The sequence below is a fragment of the Acinetobacter sp. YH12070 genome (assembly GCF_013419625.1).
Taxonomy (GTDB): Bacteria; Pseudomonadota; Gammaproteobacteria; order Pseudomonadales; family Moraxellaceae; genus Acinetobacter; species Acinetobacter amyesii.
In genome coordinates this window covers 1-19,330 of sequence record NZ_VOZT01000058.1, presented here as the reverse complement: position 1 = coordinate 19,330, position 19,330 = coordinate 1, and the positions used below count along the sequence as shown (strand labels likewise).

Below are 19,330 nucleotides of genomic sequence, written 5' to 3'. Positions count from 1 at the left end.
AAGAGTATTTTGATTATCATCTTAAAGAAACAGAATGGCGTTGGATGAGGGAGCCTAATGAGCTAGCAACAGAGTTGTGGGACCTCATTAGGTAAAACTAAGTGCAAATCTGCTAGTCTAGAGCCTATTTAATTGTTGCAGGTAATCAGCACATTCAAGCTGAAAAAATGATTATTGCCACTGGCGTACGTGACGAATTGCCTAAAGTTGATGGTTTGGCCGAACGTTGGGGGAAATCTATTTATCACTGCCCATATTGTGATGGCTATGAACTGAATTTAGGTGAAATTGGTATGTTGGCTTCGGGTATGCATTCATTGCACATGGCGTTGATGTTGCCAGATTGGGGCAATACTACTTTATTTTTAAATGATGCAATTGCAGTAGATCAATTGGATAATGAGTTATTAGCGAAGCTTTCTAAACGTCAAATACAGATCGAAACGCGTAAAATTGACCATATTGAAGGTCATTGTGATGTTGTAATGGCAGATGGTGAACGAATTAAATTGAATGGCTTATTTGTTTCGACTGTTACTCGTCTGCAATCGAACTGGATTCATCATTTAGGTTTAGAAATCGACTGTAATGAATATGGCGAGGCCATTAAAACTTCGCCAGCAAAAGAAACAAATGTCAAAGGAATTTATGCTTGTGGTGATGTCACACGTTCAGGCGGTTCAGTTGCTTTATCCGTAGGTGATGGGGCAATGACAGGGATTGTCGTGCATAAATCTTTTATTTTTTAAAGTGTTGACAGAGCAATTTACAAATATAGGGCAAGTATCTAAATGATAAATTTGGGTACTTGTACCTAAATATAAGAAATGAAAATCCAGTTAATGATTTGATCTTTTCTCAGTTTAAGCTGAGTTTAATTCACTTAGAATAATAAATAGCCACATTCTAAAAGTGGACATTCTTATCAATCAGCTTCATTTAAACATCAAAAAATCAGCAGAATGCTGATATGAATATGCATTTAATAAAATCATAAAGTATTGTTTATACAAAGGTTAATTTAAGTTTATTCTACGGGTTAGTCAGTTTTAAAGTGCGCTCATTGAGCTAAATTGAAATAAATTCATCTTATAAAATTACCAAACATGAATTTCACTCACTTTGTATTGAGGTTAAATCATTTTTATTCATCTTAAGATTCACGTATAAATTACTCCATACAGAAATTTTGATTATTTTAATTTTAGGGTAGTGAATCTCCATGAGTAATAAATTTGCATGTTCAATCAAACGTATCCGCTTTGATGAAAACTATAAACCAGCTGACAATACACGTCTAACAACGAACTTTGCCAATTTGGCACGCGGCGAACACCGTGAAGAAAATTTACGCCGTACATTGGCAATGATTAATAACCGTTTCAATACTTTGGCAAGCTGTGATAACCCAAATGCAGACCGTTATTCACTTGAAATTGACATTATCTCTGCTGAACTGGATGTTGAAGGCAACGGCCAAACGTTCCCATTCATTGAAATGCTGAAAAGCACAATTACTGACCACAAAACCAATGAACGCATTGAAGGTATGATTGGCAACAGTTTTTCATCTTATGTGCGTGATTATGATTTCAGCGTGGTATTGCCTGAGCTGGGCTGTAAGTTCAATGAAAAACCAGAAGATTTTGGCGATTTACACGGCAAGCTATATCAACACTTGATCAATTCAGACGTATTCAAAGCTGAATTTAAAAAGCAGCCTGTCATCTGTTTAAGTGTTTCAACCACTAAAACTTATTACCGTACTGCAAATGTGCATCCGATCTTAGGTGTGGAATACACCAATGATGACTGCTCACGTACCGATGACTATTTTGCAAAAATGAGCTTAAGCGTTCGTTACTTCAAACCTGAAAATGCGACTGCGCCATTGGCATTCTATTCAGCAAATAACTTGCTGAGCGACTATACAGATTTCGAGTTGATCAGCGCGATCAGCACCATGGAAAGCTTCCAAAAAATCTATCGTCCTGAAATTTATAACACCAATGCGGCAGCTGGTTTGGTGTATCAGCCAAGCTTAAGCTTCGGAGATTACTCATTAACCCGTATTGTGTATGACCGTGTTGAACGTGGTCAGTTAGCCGTTAAACAGGGCAAATGGACAGAAGAGAACTTTATCCAGCCATATAAAGACATTTTGAATGAGTGGGCTGCTAATTTTAGTATTGAAAATGCAGATGCAGCTTAATTTTAAAACACGTAAATAGATGAAACCGCGGGTGAGTTAAAACACCCGTTTAAAAGAAAATAGAGATAGAAGATCGAATATGGCCATTTTACTCCCAACTTCAACTGCTGGCAGCTTACCTAAACCATCTTGGCTGGCTGAACCTGAAAAATTGTGGTCAGCATGGAAACTTGAAGGCGAAGAATTATTAGATGCAAAACGTGATGCGTTGAAATTATCTTTGCATGAACAAATCCATGCAGGCATTGATATTGTCAGTGATGGTGAACAAACCCGTCAGCATTTTGTGACCACATTTATTGAACATCTTGAAGGGGTAGATTTCGAAAAGCGTGAAACGATGCGTATTCGTAATCGTTACGATGCAAGTGTCCCGTCTGTGGTGGGCGAAGTATCGCGTAAGAAAGCAGTGTTTGTTGATGATGCAAAATTCTTACGCAGCCAAACCAATCAGCCGATCAAATGGGCACTGCCTGGCCCAATGACGATGATTGATACTTTGTATGATGGTCATTACAAGAGCCGTGAAAAATTGGCTTGGGAATTTGCTAAAATCCTGAATCAAGAAGCGTTAGAGCTTGAAGCGGCAGGCGTAGATATCATTCAATTTGATGAGCCTGCGTTTAACGTATTTTTTGATGAAGTCAATGACTGGGGTATTGCGACCTTAGAGCGTGCGCTTGAAGGTTTGAAATGTGAAACTGCTGTTCACATTTGCTATGGTTATGGCATTAAAGCCAATACCGATTGGAAACAGACTTTGGGTAATGAATGGCGCCAATACGAAGAATCATTCCCGAAACTGCAGCAATCGAAGCTCGATATCATCTCACTTGAATGCCAAAACTCTCGTGTACCGATGGATTTAATCGAACTGATTCGCGGTAAAAAAGTGATGGTTGGCGCAATTGATGTAGCAACCAATCAGGTTGAAACAGCAGAAGAAGTAGCTAATACATTACGCAAAGCATTGCAGTTTGTAGATGCCGACAAGCTATATCCTTCAACAAACTGCGGTATGGCGCCTTTACCTCGCCAAGTGGCGCAAGGCAAACTAAATGCGTTAAGCACAGGCGCTGCCATTATTCGCCAAGAATTGACCGCATAAATTCGAGCTGACTCAATTTCATGTAAGGGCAATAAGTAAATTAAATTTGCTATTGCCCAAACCTGAGAAAGAGATAAGCCATATAGACCATTGAGATTGAAGAGATGATTGAAGCAACTGATTTTAGAAATGCAATGTCTTTATTGACGACTGCAGTCAACGTGATTACGACTGAGGGTGAAGCAGGCATGCATGGATTTACAGCATCAGCAGTATGCAGTGTGACAGATACACCGCCAACTTTGCTGGTTTGTATGAATCAATCATCTCGTTCTCATGCGCATTTTCTTGAAAATAAAGTTCTGTCTGTCAATGTTTTGGGCGCACAGCATGAGCAAATTTCCAATGCTTTTGCTTCAAGCAAATTCAATTCGGAAGAGCGTTTTAAATTGGGTTCTTGGACCACATTAGAAACAGGTTCACCAATACTCAAAGATGCTTTGGTCAGTTTTGACTGTCAGATTGAACAGATTCAAGAAGTGGGTACGCACAGCGTGTTTATGTGCCGTGTGGTCGCAATCAAGCAAAGTCAGCAGGAAGAGAGTTTGGTGTATTTCAACCGTGCTTATCATGCTGTAGGTCAAGTGGAGTTGGCTTAATCACTTCGTGATTTATTTTTAATCAATATTAGATTTCTTGCCAAAGTCAAAAAACATTCAGAATGTGATTTTAAATGAGTAACTAAAAGTTGCTTCTCCCTTTGTGATGAGGAGCATGTTCCTCATCCTTTAAAAAAGGAGAGGGAACATTCATTATTCACCGAATGATAGTACATATTTGATTTATACAAGATTTCTCTTCATTTTAAATCGGTATATTGTGGAACTCATTACTTTCTTAATTATTGGTGCATTTGCTGGTTTTGCTGCAGGGCTGTTTGGTGTCGGTGGTGGCACCATCATTGTGCCATTGCTCTATATTGTTTTTAGCCAAATGGGCTATAGCCCTGATGTGATTATGCATTTGGCGCTTGGTACATCTTTGGCTACGATTGTGGTGACATCGATCAGCTCCTTAATGGCGCACAATAAAAATGGCGCTGTGATTTGGCCTGTATTTAAAAATTTAGCTCCGCCAATGGCGATTGGCTGTTTTGCAGGCGCGGGCATTGCAGGCTGGCTGTCAGGTTTGCATCTGCAAATGATTGTCGGTGTGTTTTTACTTTGGGTGGCTTATAACATGTTTATGGGTGCAAAAAAGCCAGTCGATCCCAACAAAACACTGCCATCTACAGGCAAGCAAATTGTGGCGGGTTCGGGTATTGGCGTTGCATCTGCCATCTTCGGTATTGGTGGTGGCAGTATTACAGTGCCGTATTTAACGGCAAATGGCGTGGTGATGCAAAAAGCGGTCGGGACGTCTGCCGCTTGCGGTTTACCTATTGCCATTGCTGGTGCATTAGGCTTTATGTTTTTTGGTATGCAACAGCAAGTTGAAATTCCAAATACCATTGGCTTTATTCATATTTATGCCTTTTTGGGCATTAGTGTGATGAGTTTCTTTACGGCTAAATATGGCGCGAAAACTGCGCATGCGCTTTCACCAGCAGTACTGAAAAAATGTTTTGCTGTGCTGTTATGTATTGTTGGATGTTTTTTTCTAGTGAAAGGCATTTTATAGAAGCCGACAGATCACAGTTAATTCATTCGAAAAGTATGCTCTAGTGTGCAACAGCTAGCTAGAGCATTTTTATCTATAGCAATTTAAGTCTTTAAAATTTCAGAAATATTATTTAAAAACTACATTTCAAAACTGACATTTCAAAGCTCTGTGCTTTTAGAAAAAACATTGATAATCACAATGCCTAATAAAATAAAGGCCAAACCAATCATGGCAGGCAGGTCTAAATTTTGTTTAAACACAACCCAGCCCACACATGAAATAAGCACAATGCCTGCAGCGGACCACATGGCGTAGGCTAAGCCCATGGGAATCGATTTAAAGGTCAAACCTAAAAAAAAGAGCGCAATGGCATAGCCCAACACGGTAAAAATAATCGGTACTAGTTCGGTAAAGCCATTACTGGCTTTTAAGGCGGATGTAGCAATCACTTCGGCAATGATTGCAATGAGCAAATATATAAACGACATTGATTTCCTATAGGCATTCTACTGCATGGTGCAAGAGGTGCTGTTTTTCATTTCGTAACCAATCTGTGCTTTCTGTCGTGGTATCAGTGTGATGCTGAAATGCATAATGTGGAACATAAATATCCACCTCGAACATCAGCTGTACAGCTTGACCATTAATAATGACGTTTTGCTTTAAATGTGTTTCATCAATAACTTCAAAATGATCAAAGTTAAGCACTTGATTTTGCTGAGATGAAGTCGTTGTATAGTGCTTATGCAGACCATCTACAGCGATGGAAACTTCAAAGCTTTCAATCACCGTTTTATACATAGTAGGTGCAGATGATATGTCGATGCTGGCAACTGTTTGCTGATCTGTAGGTAAACGGCTCAGTGCAAAGGCCACATACTTATCACAAATAATTAAACCACCATCCATCGGCAATGGTTGATGACTTTCTACATCGAGGGCTGACTTCAACCGCAGGCCTAAAAATAGCCCTTCATGAACTTGCTGACGCCAGTCTTCGACATACACATTGCTTGGAGAGAATTCTAAAATACAGTTGCCAATCGCATGCAGTTTTGCAGGTTCTGGCCATTGCACATGATTTTGATAATTTGAGTGTGCTTTAACGTCCCAAGACAATAATTGCTGTTCAGCATCCCAAAGAGTGTTGCCAATCCAGCCTTGACGCTCATTCACTGGCGTATTTTCTTGGCTTTTTAAACGTAGATCGATGGTGAAACTACGTGATTGAAACCAATACACAATGGTTTTTTCATCCGTTAAACCATTTGAAAAACTGATACTTTTACGACGAAATGCACCATACAAATAGTCTGGAATAGGACCTGAAACCTCTTGGCTGGCTGGAAGCTGTGCTAAAGCCTGAAATAAATTCATGCGTTTGCTCCTTGTACTTCTGTATTTTCATCCATACCAAATGAGGACAAAAGCACAGCATTTCTTAGACTCAGCTCTCCTGAAGCGATACGTTTTTTAAGATAACTAAAGGTTTGCGCGGTTTGATTAAATAAATGTTCACCACCAATTAAGGGCTGATATTTAGGCGCTTCAGTTGAATGTACTGGCTCAATGATCGTGTTGTAATTACAGGCGCAGAATAAGGGGAAAGAGTAGCGTTCTTCAGAGACTTTTTTAACACGGTGTTTGGTGGCCAAATATTTGCCATTCGACAAAATTTCCATCATGTCACCAATATTCATCACCAAGGTATTTTCAATCAATGGAATATCCATCCATTCACCTTGTTTATTGAGTACCTGCAAACCTGGTGCAGTCGGTAAGAGCAGTGTAAAGCACTCATAATCTGTATGCGCGCCAATACCTTCGGCATCTTTCACTTCAGGGTTATACGGATAATGGATTAGACGCAGCTGGCTGGTCGGATGGGTAATTTTGCAATCAAAAAAATGCTCATCTACATTCAATGCTAAAGCAAAGGCCTGAAAAATTTCTTCGCTGATACTGCGTAAATGGCAGTAATAATCACTGACCGTACTTTTAAATGTGGCATCATCTGGCCATAACGTAGGGCCCAGCAAGGGAAATGCCGTCGTTTCGCCGTGGTAATCATAATTAACGTCATAGGCTTCTTTTAAGTCGTAGCTGTTACCTGCAAATTGTTCTTCACCAATTGGCACATAGCCACTGTGATTTTTCGACAGCCCAATATAGTGTTGCATTTTACTGGCGGTATCTTGTTGAAAATAACGCTTTGCAACCTGAATCAGTGATGTCGCAAAATCAAAATTGAACTGATCACCTTTTAAATAAAGAAAACCAACATCTTTACAGGCTTGATCCAATGCAGAGGCTACTTCTAAGCGTTCTGACAGTAGCGTGCTTTGCATTTTCGATATATCAACAAGTGGCAAAACATAAGATTCATTCATCTTCAATTCCTATAATGTTGGCCGTCCAACGCTGTAGTACATCATTTAGGCCGTCCTAAAGATGAAGAGGGATTAATCCAGTTATTTTTGCGTACTGACTTGAGTCATACGTGGAATTTTCGGTAGGTTTTCCATCGCTGGGTCGAGCTCGTCTTCCTGCGCATGTACCAAGAAATCCACCCGTTCGCGCAGTTGTTTAAATTCAGGACTCAGCATGAGTTCAGGATTACGAGGACGGGGTAAATCGACCTCAATAATTTCTTTAATTTCACCAGGATTGGCTTTGAGCGCCACAATACGATCCGCCAATAAAATGGCTTCATCCATGTCGTGGGTCACAAAAATGATGGTGATATCAATGTTTTGCCAAAGATCCATTAAATGTTTTTGCATTTTTTGACGGGTATGCGGGTCAAGCGCGCCAAACGGCTCATCCATCAATAATATTTTGGGTTCATTGACCAATGCGCGGGCAATAGCAACGCGCTGTTTCATCCCGCCAGACAGCTGATGCGGGTACTGATCTTGGTATTTTTCTAGCCCAATAATATCAATCCATTCCCGGGCGCTGGATTCAGCCGAAGCATTGCTGGCACCTTTCATTAAAGGGCCGAACATCACATTTTCTTTGACTGTTTTCCATGGAAAAAGCGTGTAGCCTTGAAACACCATGCCACGCTCAGGGCTTGGGCCTTCAATGGCTTGGCCATCGACCAGCAATTCACCGCTACTGTAAGGATCAAGCCCAGCCACAATTCGGCTAAAGGTCGATTTACCGCAACCCGATGGGCCAATCACGCAGATAAATTCACGTTTATGAATCTTTAAATCCAACTGATTTAAAATAGTGCGCTCAGTCTTGCCGTGTTTAAAACTTTGTGTGAGTTTTTTTGCTTCTAAAATGACAGGGCGCGCATAAATTGCATCGAAATATGTGGTGGCATTAAATTCTGTGCTGTTCATTATTTTGCTCCTGCTTTCCATTTAAATAGACCTTGACCAAGTTTCATTAGCACCACATCGCATACCAAACCAATCACTCCAATGATGAGGATCGCGGCATAGACATTGTCAAAGTTTTGGTAACGCGCTTGTTGGGTGATAAACCAGGTAATCCCAGAGGTTGTGCCGATCAGTTCAGATACGATCAGATAGGTCCAAGCCCAGCCCAGCAATACACGTAGGTCGCGGTAAATGTCAGGAAGCGCTGCTGGAATCACCACATGAAATAAGCTTTTCATTTTATTGGTGCCTAGCGTAAAACCTGCTTCGATCAGGCCACTGTCAACCATCCGTGTGGTATTGGCAATAATTAGAATTTGTTGAAATAGCGTACCGATCACGATAATAGCGATTTTAGGTGCGTCATTAATGCCTAAAATCGCAACGGCTAAGGCACCAAAAGCAGGGGCGGGCAAGTAGCGAAAAAACTCAACAAAGGGTTCGGTCAGTTGTGATATTTTTTGAGAAAAACCGCAAAGAATACCCAGCGGAATACCGATGAGAGAGGCAATAAAAAATGCGCTGAACACAATTTTAATACTGTGCCACAAGCTTTGATGAAACCATGGGGCATCAGGTTGGGCAGGTGGAGTTATAAAAGCCGTAACTAATGCTTTTGCTACTTCGTGCGGTGCAGGTAAATAGATTGGATTGACCAGTTTACCTTGAGGTGGTGCTAAACCTGCATTGACCGCAGATTGCGCTTCGGCATAAAACACCGCTTTGTCTACACGGCTATCGACTTGCAAATACGGCACACTGCCAGACTGAGTAATTTGCACCTGTGGATGCCATAAAAATGGCAAATAACTCACTGCACACCAAATGAGCACAGGAATTAAAAATGATCCGAAGCCGAGCAATAGCTTGCTTTTCGGACTGAGCTCTCTTGCGACATAACCCATACTGACCAAGCCCCAATATTACTTTTTTAATAAAACGTAATACTGTTAAGCAATTTGAATGCCAAACGCGTGTATGCCGTGTTTTATTGGCCTTATGTAAAGTTAGATAGGCTATAAACAGCAAAAAGCCTGCAAAAGAAGCAGGTAATATTAGGGTCTGTTGACATTTGTTGATTAAAAAAATAGCGAGATAGTAAAATTAAATCGCCAAACCCAATTTTACACTCGCTATGCCTCGAACAATGCTAAATGATCAACACTGGTCCAAGTTACTTGCTATTTTCCGTCACTTTAATATTTATCTCAAATTAAATTTACGGAATTTTATTGAAGCGATTTTATTTCGAATTAGAACAGGCTGTCCTTGGCGTGATTTACCTCAAGAGTTTGGTAAATCAAATTCTATTTTTAAGAAATATAATCGATGGTCTAAAAATAGTAAGTTTATGAATATTTTTAAATTATTCAGCCAGCATGCTGATAAGGAGTGGATTTTTATCGATGGGAGCCATGTACGAGCGCATCAACATTCAGCTGGTATTAAGAATCAAAGTATTTCCAAAAGTATTGGTGGTAATAGTTCAAAAATACATTTAGCAATCGATTCAAATGGTAATCCTATTGAATTTATTATTTCAGATGGAACTCCACATGATATTAAGGTTGCACCTGATCTTGTATCAAAATTAGATTTAACAGAGTCAGAAATGCTATGTGCAGATAAAGGCTATGATTCAGAAAGTTTCAGAAAGAAAATTAGAGAAAGTAATACGAAAGCAAACATTCCTCGAAGATCAAATGCCAAATCTAGCAATGATGATATGGACTGGTATATGTATAAAATCAGACATTTAGTTGAAAATGCATTTTGTAGATTAAAACAATTTAGAGGAATTGCCACAAGATACGATAAGCTAAAACGTAACTATCAAAGCACTGTTGCTTTAGCTTGTATATTTATATGGTTGCCTCTTTAGCTCAATTTATCGGCTGTAAATGTCAACACACCCTAGTTTTTTTGATCAATACTGATGCTAAAATGTGCTTTTATGGCGCAATCAATTGCTGAAAAAGCATTTTCATGCCTTCACTGGCGCCTGCTTTAATCAATTGATATTGCTCAGGTACACGTTGATAATCTGCTTTCGGATCGATATAAAATGCACGGCAGTTGGCAGGGATTTCGTGAATCAATCTAGCCACAGGATAGACAGCCAGACTCGTGCCAATCACAATAAAAATATCTGCCGTTTGCACACTCACACTGGCATCTTCATAGGCAGGAACTGCTTCGCCAAACCAGACCACATGTGGCCGTAAAGGATATCCCTCAGGGCATTTGTCGGTGTCTAAGTTTAAATCTGCACCTTCAATGGGAAACAATTCCTGCGTATATTGCGCCTGAGGGCCAGAGCTTTTTGCGTAACGAATATTTCCATGCAGATGTAGTACATTTTGACTGCCTGCACGTTCATGTAGATCATCAATATTTTGAGTAATGACTTGTATATCAAAAAAATCATCGAGTTCAGCAATTAATTTATGCGCTGCATTTGGCTCTGCGGCTATAATATGTTTACGGCGTTCATTATAAAAACGCTGTACTAAAGCGGGATCGCGTGCCCAAGCTTCAGGTGTGGCCACATCTTCAATACGATGCTGTTCCCAAAGACCATCACTGTCACGGAAGGTATTGATGCCGCTTTCTGCGCTCATGCCAGCACCTGAAAACACCACAATTTTTTGCATAGATATTTAGCCTTATATTTTAATTGATGAGTCCAATGCGTACGGTTGCATGTATTGAATGGATGATTCAGCGAATTTACTGTACTCAAAATATAGCGATTACTTCAACTTAGTTGATGCAATTCTTGTAGCACCCAATCGACAAATTTTTGTATTTGTGGTGAGCTGTCTTGGCTCGAGTGGACTAAATAATATTTTCGGCTACCGTGCAGTTTTTTATTTGATGCAATCACCAATTCTTTTTTTCTCAGTTCAGCTTCAATCAGCATTTGTGGAATAAGTGCCATACCCATGCCATGACTGGCTGCCACAGAAAGCATGGAAAATAATTCATGTCGCTGACCATCAAATGGTTTGGGATGCTGAAGCTGATGGGCTTGAAACCATTCTTGCCAAATACTTGGACGGGTGGTTTGCTGTAATAAGGGCAATTGAAGCAATTCTTCATCGCTTAAATTAAAACTGTGATCACCGGTCATTTCCGCATGGGGAAAGTTGCTTTTAATCAATTTGGGGGAACAAACGGGAACCACTTCTTCATCCATTAAATAATGCGCTTGAATGCCCGGCCAATGCTCAATTTGTTGCTGAGTTCCTGCAAAAATCGCCGCGTCAAAGACATTTTCATTAAATAAAAAGGGTTTAGTACTGGTTTCCAAATGCACTGTAATTTCAGGATGTTGCGCATTTAATTTATGTAATTTTGGCAACAGCCAACGTGTGGCAAAGGTTGGCACAACGCCCAGCTTTAAAGTACCGCCCAAGCCTTTGTGCATCATAATATCTGAAGTGCTTTTTTCGATACCTTGCAAAAAGGGTTTAATACTTTTTGCATATTGCTTGCCTGCTTCTGTGAGATCGACACCGTGACATGTTCTGCTAAATAGCATTACACCTAAATATTCTTCAAGCTGTTGAATTTGGCGCGACACGGCACTTTGCGTAATAAATAACTCTTGGGAAGCATGCGTATAACTTGCGTGTTTCGCAGCAGATTCAAAGCAAATTAAGCTTTGCAATGACGGAATATTGCGCCGCATAGATAAAGTCCTTTTTATCGATAGGTATCACAAAATGGCATATAAGAATGATTTTCATATACCACTATAGTCTATAAATAAAGCAATCCGCAGTTCAAATCAGTGGCTAAAGTGCTTAACACGCTGTGAGCCAAGCTTAGGTATGCGAAAGGCGCATATCTACATGCAAATTAATCGTTTGAATGAATCACTTTTCACACATAGCATCAAATAAAACAACGAAAACCTGAAAAAGCAGAGGATGCGATGAATCAAATGGTCAATGTAAAAAAGGCAAAAGTACAATTTAACTGGCAAGACCCGTTTCTTTTGGAACAGCAATTAACTGAAGAAGAACGCATGATTCGCGATACTGCGCATGCATACTGTCAAGAGCATTTACAGCCACGTGTACTGGAACAATTCCGCCATGAAAAAACCGATGCATCTATTTTCCGAGAAATGGGCGAACTTGGCTTACTTGGCCCAACGATTCCAGAGCAATACGGCGGCGCAGGTCTAAACTATGTTAGTTATGGTCTCGTTGCGCGTGAAATTGAATATGTGGATTCTGGCTACCGCTCAATGGCCAGCGTTCAAAGTTCTTTGGTGATGGTGCCGATTAATGAATTTGGCTCTGAAGAGCAAAAACAGAAATACCTACCAAAACTGGCAACAGGCGAATACATTGGCTGTTTTGGTTTAACTGAACCAGATCATGGCTCTGACCCAGGTAGCATGATTACTCGTGCAAAAAAAGTCGAAGGTGGCTATCGTCTCACGGGTGCAAAAATGTGGATTACCAACAGCCCAATTGCCGACGTGTTTGTTGTTTGGGCGAAAGAAGTATCGCATGAAGGCAATGTAGGTGACATTCGTGGTTTTATTTTGGAAAAAGGCTGGGAAGGGCTATCAGCACCAGTGATTCACGGTAAAGTTGGCTTACGTGCATCGATTACCGGTGAAATTGTCATGGACAATGTTTTTGTCCCTGAAGAGAACGCTTTTCCAGAAGTACGTGGTTTAAAAGGTCCATTTACCTGTCTAAACAGTGCACGTTATGGTATCGCTTGGGGCGCAATGGGCGCAGCTGAATTCTGCTGGCACACAGCGCACCAATACACCATGGACCGCAAACAGTTCGGTCGACCATTGGCGGCGAATCAGCTGATTCAAAAGAAATTGGCGGATATGCAAATTGAGATTGCCTTGGGGTTACAAGCTGCGCTTCGCTTTGGACGTATGAAAGATGAAGGTTTAGCTGCAGTAGAAGGCACATCACTCATTAAACGTAACAACTGTGGCAAGGCTTTAGATATTGCCCGTGTAGCGCGTGACATGATGGGCGGAAATGGTATTTCTGATGAGTTTGGTGTTGCCCGCCATTTGGTTAACCTCGAAGTCGTCAACACTTATGAAGGCACACATGATGTACATGCACTGATTCTAGGTCGTGCGCAAACAGGCATCGCGGCTTTTGGTAACTAATTGAATTCAATATCAATAAGGTGCTCTACATAGAGTGCCTTAGAGACTTTTTATGCAAAAATAAACTTAATCAATAAAGGATTCATCGTGAAACACTCTTGTAACTCTGTGCAATAGCCTGAGCAGTGATGAAATAAAAAGAATAAAAAAGGCAAATGTGCAGACATAGGAATGCCGATGACTCATTTGGGAAAATGAGGAACAAGGAAATGAATAACGAAATGCAAAACGGAGCAGGAACGCTCAAATTGCCTTCTAACGTGGGCACGATGCATCGTATTACCAGCAACACTTGGAAAATGGCCTTTATTTTTGCCTTTATTTCATTGGTGATTGATGGTGTAGACATTATGTTGCTGTCATTCAGCCTCACCAGTTTAAAGGCTGAGTTTGGTTTAAGTACATTTCAAGCAGGAATGCTTGGTAGCTCTTCTTTAGCAGGGATGGCGCTAGGTGGTATTTCTGGTGGATGGGCGTGCGATAAATTTGGTCGTGTGAAAACTATTGCTTGGTCAGTAGTATTTTTCTCAATCATGACATGTATTTTAGGCTTTACCCAAAGCTATGAACAATTTTTAATTTTACGTTTTATTGGCGCTTTTGGTTTGGGTTCACTTTATATGGCGTGTAATACGCTCATGGCAGAATATGTACCAACCAAATACCGCACAACGGTACTTGGGACTTTGCAAACGGGTCAAACCGTGGGGTATATCGTTGCAACGCTGATGGCGGGTGCCATTATTCCAGATCACGGCTGGCGCATGCTATTTTATGTCACGATTATTCCTGCTGCTTTTGCCCTTATCTTTATGCGTTTTGTTCCTGAACCAAAATCTTGGCAGGAAGCAAAAATTGAGCAGCTAAAACGCCGTGAATTAAAACTTGAACCTGTACAGCAGCAAGCTGCAGTCAATCAAAATGCACCTTCTGAAAGTATTTATAAACGTATTTTTGGACACACTAATCATCGCAAAATGTTCTTCTTTTGGATGTCGACCGCTGCATTTCTACAATTCGGTTATTACGGTGTTAACAACTGGATGCCAACGTATCTAGAAACTGAACTCAGCATGAACTTTAAAGCCATGACAGGCTATATGGTAGGTGCATATACCGCCATGATTCTGGGCAAAATTTTAGCCGGCTATGCCGCTGACAAGTTCGGACGTCGTATTACCTTTGTGTTTGGTACGGTAGCTACGGCAGCATTTTTACCGATCATCATTTTCTATAACACACCAAGCAACATTGCCTATTTACTCGTAACTTTTGGTTTCTTATACGGTATTCCATACGGTGTAAATGCAACTTATATGGCAGAAAGTTTCTCTACGGATGTGCGCGGAACAGCCATTGGCGGTGCTTACAATATGGGACGCTTAGGCGCAGCCATTGCACCTGCAACCATTGGTATGATTGCCGCAGGCGGATCATTCACTATGGCCTTTATTGTGATGGGTGCTGCGTACTTTATTGCAGGTATTATTCCAGGCTTGTTCATTCGTGAACGTCAATATGACCCGCAGCAAGCATCACTTTCTTCAGATGCGGAAAAAGAAAAACTGGCAAGTGTAGATACATATGTTGATGATGCAGAGCAAAAAGCGTCTGCAAAAACTGCAACAGTAAAATAATTAAAAAGATCTGTGCCATAGCTCAATCCTATGGCACATCTGGAGTGAACTATGGGTGCATTAAAAGGAATTCGTGTATTGGACTTAAGCCGTGTTTTGGCCGGTCCTTGGTGCGGTCAAATATTGGCTGATTTAGGTGCAGAGGTAATCAAAATTGAGCGTCCTAAAGTGGGTGATGATACCCGCATGTGGGGACCACCTTGGATGCCTAATCAGCAAGGTCACGCGACGAAAGAATCAGGCTATTACCAATGTGCGAACCGTAATAAATATTCTGTAGCCATTGATATTGCTAGTGAAGAAGGACAAGTGCTAGTCCGTGAAATTGCCCAAACGGCAGATGTCGTGATTGAAAACTACAAAGCAGGTTCACTGGCCAAATATGGTTTGGACTATGCATCGCTCAGTGCGCTTAATCCAAATATCGTATATTGCTCAATTACAGGTTTTGGTCAGGATGGGCCACGCGCGGAAGAACCGGGCTATGACTTTATTATTCAAGGTATGTCAGGTTTGATGAGTATTACTGGTGAATCTGATGATGTAATCGGTGGAGGCGCACAAAAGGTGGGGGTCGCTGTGGTCGATATTCAGACCGGACTGTACTCAACGATTGCCATTCAGGCGGCATTGTTGGCGCGGCAGCATACAGGCCGTGGTCAATATATTGATATGTCCTTACTAGACGTACAGGTGGCGGCTCTGGCCAATCAAGGCATGAACTATTTGACCTCGGGTAAAGCACCCAAGCGTATGGGAAATAATCACCCGAATATTGTGCCGTATCAAACTTTTAAAGCCAAAGATAAGGAATTTATTATTGCCTGTGGTAACGACAAGCAATTTAAAGACTTATGTATTGCGATTGGCTATAAAGAACTGCTAGATCAACCAAACTATTTACGTAATCAAGATCGGGTAAAGCACCGTGAAGAATTAATTCCATTATTGAGTGCCTATTTTCTCACTCAAGATGCTCAAGTTTGGGTCGATGCGATTCATGCGGTAAAAGTGCCAGTCGGTGTAATCAACTCTGTAGAAGACGCATTAAATGAACCACAAATTCAACACCGTCAAATGGTGGTGAATATTCCACATGCTTTAAATCATGATTTTAAAGTGATTGGATCACCGATGAAATTATCTGATACGCCTGTGGAATACCGTCATGCACCTCCACAGTTAGGGCAGCACACGACAGAAATTTTGTCCCAATATAGAACTGAAGCTGAATTAAATGAATTGGCTGCACAAGGCATCATTGATCAACTCAATCATCCTGCAGCTTAAAATTTCATGGGATTATTCTTCAAACTATTCTTCAATATATGGGCTTAAACGCCTATGTGGAATGAGTGGAGTTAAAAGTTTAGACCGAAGGACTCCAATACTTCGGTCTTTTTCAATATCAATATTCATTTACGGAGTGCTTTTAATGTTAATTTTCTAGATAAAGTATAATTATTCATCAAAGCTTGGGCCTGCAATACGGTCTTTATTTTTTTGTATGAAAGAGATGTCCATACTTTTGCGCCTTGATATTTTTTCTTTAAGCTATAACTTTCAAATTCTGGATTATACACAAACCAATTTCCGCAATGCTGCACGCAATAAGCATTTATATGCCTATTTTTCAAGTCTACTAATTGCACAGAAAGATTTCGATACCATCTCCATTGACGAGAGTATAAGTCTTTATATCCTTAATACGCTGAGTTTTAACATCTGCATAAGAAATCGTAGAACTAAAGCCAATGATTAAACTAAAAAGTAATATTGATCCGTTTTTTATATAGATGAACCATTCTTCTAATTGTCCATTTATTTTAAGAACGGACATTAAATCAAAGCCTTCAAACGAAATAAAGCCCTGCACAATGGCAAGGCTCTATTTTAATAACATTACATTGAATTTGTTCAGCTGCATATTATTGCTGTATAAAATTCTGCAAAGCCTGATTAAATGCATCTGGCTGTTCAATGTTTGAAATATGCGATGCATTAATTTCAAATAATTGGCTATTTGCAATGTGTTCTTGCATAAATTGACCATCTGCAACTGTAGTTACAAGGTCTTGTTGACCTGCAATAATTAATACAGGTACGTGAATAGACGAGATTTCATTGCGTAAATCCGCTTTAGCCAAAGCTTCACAACAACTTGCATAACCTTCTGGGCTGCCAGCTCCGAGGTCGTTACTCAAAGATTGTACAGTTGCCGTGTTACTTTGGATAAAGGGTTCTGTAAACCATCGTGATGCTGCCGTTACTGCAATTGGTTTCAAACCTTGTTGACGGACTAACTGCGCACGTTCATTCCAAGCTGATTCTTGCCCAATTTTTGCAGCGGTATTGCATATAATGACATGGTTAAAGCGTTTAGGATGATGTATTGCAAGCCATTGACCTGTTAAACCACCCATCGATATTCCACAAAATGTGGCCTGTTGAATACTTAAATGATCCAATAAATGGATGACATCTGTACCCAATTGATCAAGGCTATAAGGCCCTTGAGGGGCAGAAGATGCACCATGACCACGTGTATCATAACAAATGACAAAATAATCCTGCTGCAGCGCCTCTATCTGAGGCTTCCACATGCTGAACTTTGTGCCTAAAGAGTTAGAAAAGACAATCGCAGGTCGTGTGTGATCGCCAAAAGTTGCGTAATTAATCGTTGCATCATTGGATATAAGTGTAGGCATGTTTTGAATCCTTAATTTTATAAATCCCCTAAATCCCCCCTTTGATAAGGTGGACTTTTATTGAGGATTAAACACGTTCAATAATCAAAGCGATGCCTTGACCGACACCAATGCACATCGAACAGAGGGCATATTGACCTGAAATTGCCTCAAGTTGATTTAACGCAGTCGTCACTAAACGGGCTCCAGATGCACCTAACGGATGCCCCAAAGCAATAGCGCCACCGTTTGGATTGACATGTTTAGCACCATCTTCTAAACCTAATTCACGGGTAACCGCTAAGGCTTGAGCCGCAAAAGCTTCATTCAGCTCGATCACATCCATTTGTTCAAGGCTTAGACCTGTTTGAGCTAATAGCTTTTTGATGGCAGGCGCAGGACCAAAGCCCATGATTTTGGGTTCAACACCCACCACCGTTGCCGCAATAATTTTGGCTCGTGGCTTTAACTTAAATTTGTTAACAGCATTATCTGAAGCAATCAGCAGTGCAGCTGCACCATCATTGATCCCTGAAGCATTGCCCGCAGTTACCGTCCCATCTGCTTTCACCACAGGTTTGAGTTTTGCCAAACCTTCTGCTGTCGTCGATGCACGTGGATGCTCATCTGTATCGACTATCAGTGGGTCGCCTTTACGCTGAGGAATGACGACAGGGATGATTTCTTTCTCAAAAAAACCATTGGTCTGTGCAGCGGCTGTACGGCGCTGACTTTCTAAGGCAAAAGCATCTTGATCAGCACGGTTAATGTTGAATTGTTCTGCCACATTTTCAGCAGTTTGAGGCATGGTTTCTACGCCATACATTTGCTTAAGGATTGGATTGATAAAACGCCAACCCATAGTGGTGTCTTCAATCTTTTGGCTGCGTCCATAAGCACTTTCCGATTTACCCATAACAAAGGGCGCACGGGACATACTCTCAACACCGCCGGCAATAATTAAGTCTGCTTCATTTGCTTTAATTGCACGGGCTGCCATCGCAATTGCATCAAGTGATGAACCACAAAGTCGGTTTACAGTTGTAGCAGGAACTTGAAAAGGGACACCTGCAAGTAGCGACGACATTCGTGCAACATTACGGTTATCTTCACCGGCTTGGTTCGCGCAGCCATAAATCACGTCATCAACTGACTCCCAAGCAATACTTGGATTTCGCTGCATCAGTGCCTTGATAGGTAAGGCACCGAGGTCGTCGGTACGCACTGCTGCCAAACCGCCCGCATAGCGACCGAAAGGGGTGCGGATTGCATCAATAATATAGGCATTTTTCATTTTATAAATCCTAAAAACTCAGCTCCTCCCTTTTTAAAGGGAGGTTGGGAGGGATTTACAGGAAGTTAATTTTTGAATATTAATCCTCCCTAAATCCCTCCTTTAATCAACATAGGTATCTACACATTTTTTATAAATTGAATGCGATCTGAGCAATCGCATTCAGCTCATCAGACGAATACTCTGACAACAACTGAAGAGTGTTCAATAGTATTGAAAGCCCTGCCAGTATGGCAG

General features: G+C 40.9%; 19 protein-coding genes and 1 pseudogene. 10 read left to right on the top strand and 10 right to left on the bottom strand.

Annotated elements, in window-relative coordinates:
• The 6 genes and pseudogenes from FTU17_RS14330 to FTU17_RS14305 form a co-directional block, all read left to right on the top strand.
• Positions 1-95 (top strand): annotated as a pseudogene (locus FTU17_RS14330) (IS1595 family transposase); the annotation flags it as partial.
• 36 nt (positions 96-131) lie between these two features.
• Positions 132-749, top strand: a complete 618-nt coding sequence (locus FTU17_RS14325; RefSeq protein WP_373684073.1) for an NAD(P)/FAD-dependent oxidoreductase — start codon at positions 132-134, stop codon at positions 747-749.
• 473 nt (positions 750-1,222) lie between these two features.
• Positions 1,223-2,212, top strand: coding sequence for a putative oxygenase MesX (locus FTU17_RS14320; RefSeq protein ID WP_180135815.1), 990 nt, complete (start codon positions 1,223-1,225; stop codon positions 2,210-2,212).
• 79 nt (positions 2,213-2,291) lie between these two features.
• Positions 2,292-3,320, top strand: a complete 1,029-nt coding sequence (locus tag FTU17_RS14315) for a methionine synthase (protein ID WP_180135814.1) — start codon at positions 2,292-2,294, stop codon at positions 3,318-3,320.
• Positions 3,321-3,424: 104 nt separating this feature from the next.
• Positions 3,425-3,919: a flavin reductase gene (locus tag FTU17_RS14310; protein WP_111884696.1), complete on the top strand. Its 495-nt coding sequence runs from the start codon at positions 3,425-3,427 to the stop codon at positions 3,917-3,919.
• Between the two features lie 220 nt (positions 3,920-4,139).
• The gene (locus tag FTU17_RS14305; RefSeq protein ID WP_078193778.1) at positions 4,140-4,940 is read left to right on the top strand and encodes a sulfite exporter TauE/SafE family protein; all 801 of its coding nucleotides are present in this window, start codon (positions 4,140-4,142) and stop codon (positions 4,938-4,940) included.
• 140 nt (positions 4,941-5,080) lie between these two features.
• On the opposite strand, the gene FTU17_RS14300 is transcribed toward FTU17_RS14305, so the two are convergent.
• The 5 genes from FTU17_RS14300 to FTU17_RS14280 form a co-directional block, all read right to left on the bottom strand.
• A complete protein-coding gene (locus tag FTU17_RS14300; RefSeq protein WP_117007380.1) occupies positions 5,081-5,410 on the bottom strand; it encodes a multidrug efflux SMR transporter in 330 nt (109 codons plus the stop codon).
• A 7-nt stretch (positions 5,411-5,417) separates the two neighbouring features.
• Positions 5,418-6,299 (bottom strand): hypothetical protein, encoded by an 882-nt coding sequence (locus FTU17_RS14295; RefSeq protein WP_180123562.1) that lies wholly within the window; start codon positions 6,297-6,299, stop codon positions 5,418-5,420.
• On the bottom strand, positions 6,296-7,312 hold the full coding sequence (locus tag FTU17_RS14290; protein ID WP_180135812.1) for an isopenicillin N synthase family oxygenase: 1,017 nt from the start codon (positions 7,310-7,312) through the stop codon (positions 6,296-6,298). Before FTU17_RS14290 ends, FTU17_RS14295 begins: the two co-directional genes overlap by 4 nt.
• An 81-nt stretch (positions 7,313-7,393) precedes the next feature.
• Positions 7,394-8,275 carry an ABC transporter ATP-binding protein gene (locus FTU17_RS14285; RefSeq protein ID WP_120367011.1) on the bottom strand — a complete coding sequence of 294 codons (882 nt, stop codon included), beginning with the start codon at positions 8,273-8,275 and terminating at the stop codon, positions 7,394-7,396.
• Positions 8,275-9,219 (bottom strand): ABC transporter permease, encoded by a 945-nt coding sequence (locus FTU17_RS14280; RefSeq protein ID WP_180135810.1) that lies wholly within the window; start codon positions 9,217-9,219, stop codon positions 8,275-8,277. Before FTU17_RS14280 ends, FTU17_RS14285 begins: the two co-directional genes overlap by 1 nt.
• A 230-nt stretch (positions 9,220-9,449) precedes the next feature.
• On the opposite strand from FTU17_RS14280, the gene FTU17_RS14275 reads away from it, so the two are divergent.
• Entirely contained in the window at positions 9,450-10,196 is a 747-nt protein-coding gene (locus FTU17_RS14275) for an IS5 family transposase (RefSeq protein WP_180135808.1), read from the top strand.
• 70 nt (positions 10,197-10,266) lie between these two features.
• Here FTU17_RS14275 and FTU17_RS14270 read toward each other — a convergent pair whose 3' ends face one another.
• Positions 10,267-10,968: an NAD-dependent deacylase gene (locus FTU17_RS14270; RefSeq protein ID WP_180135806.1), complete on the bottom strand. Its 702-nt coding sequence runs from the start codon at positions 10,966-10,968 to the stop codon at positions 10,267-10,269.
• 104 nt (positions 10,969-11,072) lie between these two features.
• The gene (locus FTU17_RS14265; protein ID WP_180135804.1) at positions 11,073-12,008 is read right to left on the bottom strand and encodes a LysR substrate-binding domain-containing protein; all 936 of its coding nucleotides are present in this window, start codon (positions 12,006-12,008) and stop codon (positions 11,073-11,075) included.
• Positions 12,009-12,254: 246 nt separating this feature from the next.
• On the opposite strand from FTU17_RS14265, the gene FTU17_RS14260 reads away from it, so the two are divergent.
• From FTU17_RS14260 to FTU17_RS14250, 3 genes are all read left to right on the top strand, one after another.
• The gene (locus tag FTU17_RS14260) at positions 12,255-13,475 is read left to right on the top strand and encodes an acyl-CoA dehydrogenase (protein WP_180135801.1); all 1,221 of its coding nucleotides are present in this window, start codon (positions 12,255-12,257) and stop codon (positions 13,473-13,475) included.
• A gap of 209 nt (positions 13,476-13,684) precedes the next feature.
• Positions 13,685-15,112: an MFS transporter gene (locus FTU17_RS14255; RefSeq protein ID WP_180135799.1), complete on the top strand. Its 1,428-nt coding sequence runs from the start codon at positions 13,685-13,687 to the stop codon at positions 15,110-15,112.
• Positions 15,113-15,163: 51 nt separating this feature from the next.
• Positions 15,164-16,402 (top strand): CaiB/BaiF CoA-transferase family protein, encoded by a 1,239-nt coding sequence (locus tag FTU17_RS14250; RefSeq protein WP_180135797.1) that lies wholly within the window; start codon positions 15,164-15,166, stop codon positions 16,400-16,402.
• A gap of 125 nt (positions 16,403-16,527) precedes the next feature.
• Here FTU17_RS14250 and FTU17_RS17585 read toward each other — a convergent pair whose 3' ends face one another.
• The 3 genes from FTU17_RS17585 to pcaF all read right to left on the bottom strand — a co-directional run bounded on the left by FTU17_RS17585 (position 16,528) and on the right by pcaF (position 19,093).
• Complete coding sequence (locus FTU17_RS17585) at positions 16,528-16,764, bottom strand: hypothetical protein (protein ID WP_257222993.1); 237 nt, start codon at positions 16,762-16,764, stop codon at positions 16,528-16,530.
• A gap of 276 nt (positions 16,765-17,040) precedes the next feature.
• The gene (pcaD, locus tag FTU17_RS14240) at positions 17,041-17,820 is read right to left on the bottom strand and encodes a 3-oxoadipate enol-lactonase (protein WP_180135795.1); all 780 of its coding nucleotides are present in this window, start codon (positions 17,818-17,820) and stop codon (positions 17,041-17,043) included.
• Positions 17,821-17,887: 67 nt separating this feature from the next.
• Positions 17,888-19,093, bottom strand: coding sequence for a 3-oxoadipyl-CoA thiolase (gene pcaF, locus FTU17_RS14235; protein WP_180135793.1), 1,206 nt, complete (start codon positions 19,091-19,093; stop codon positions 17,888-17,890).
• Positions 19,094-19,330 lie beyond the last annotated feature (237 nt).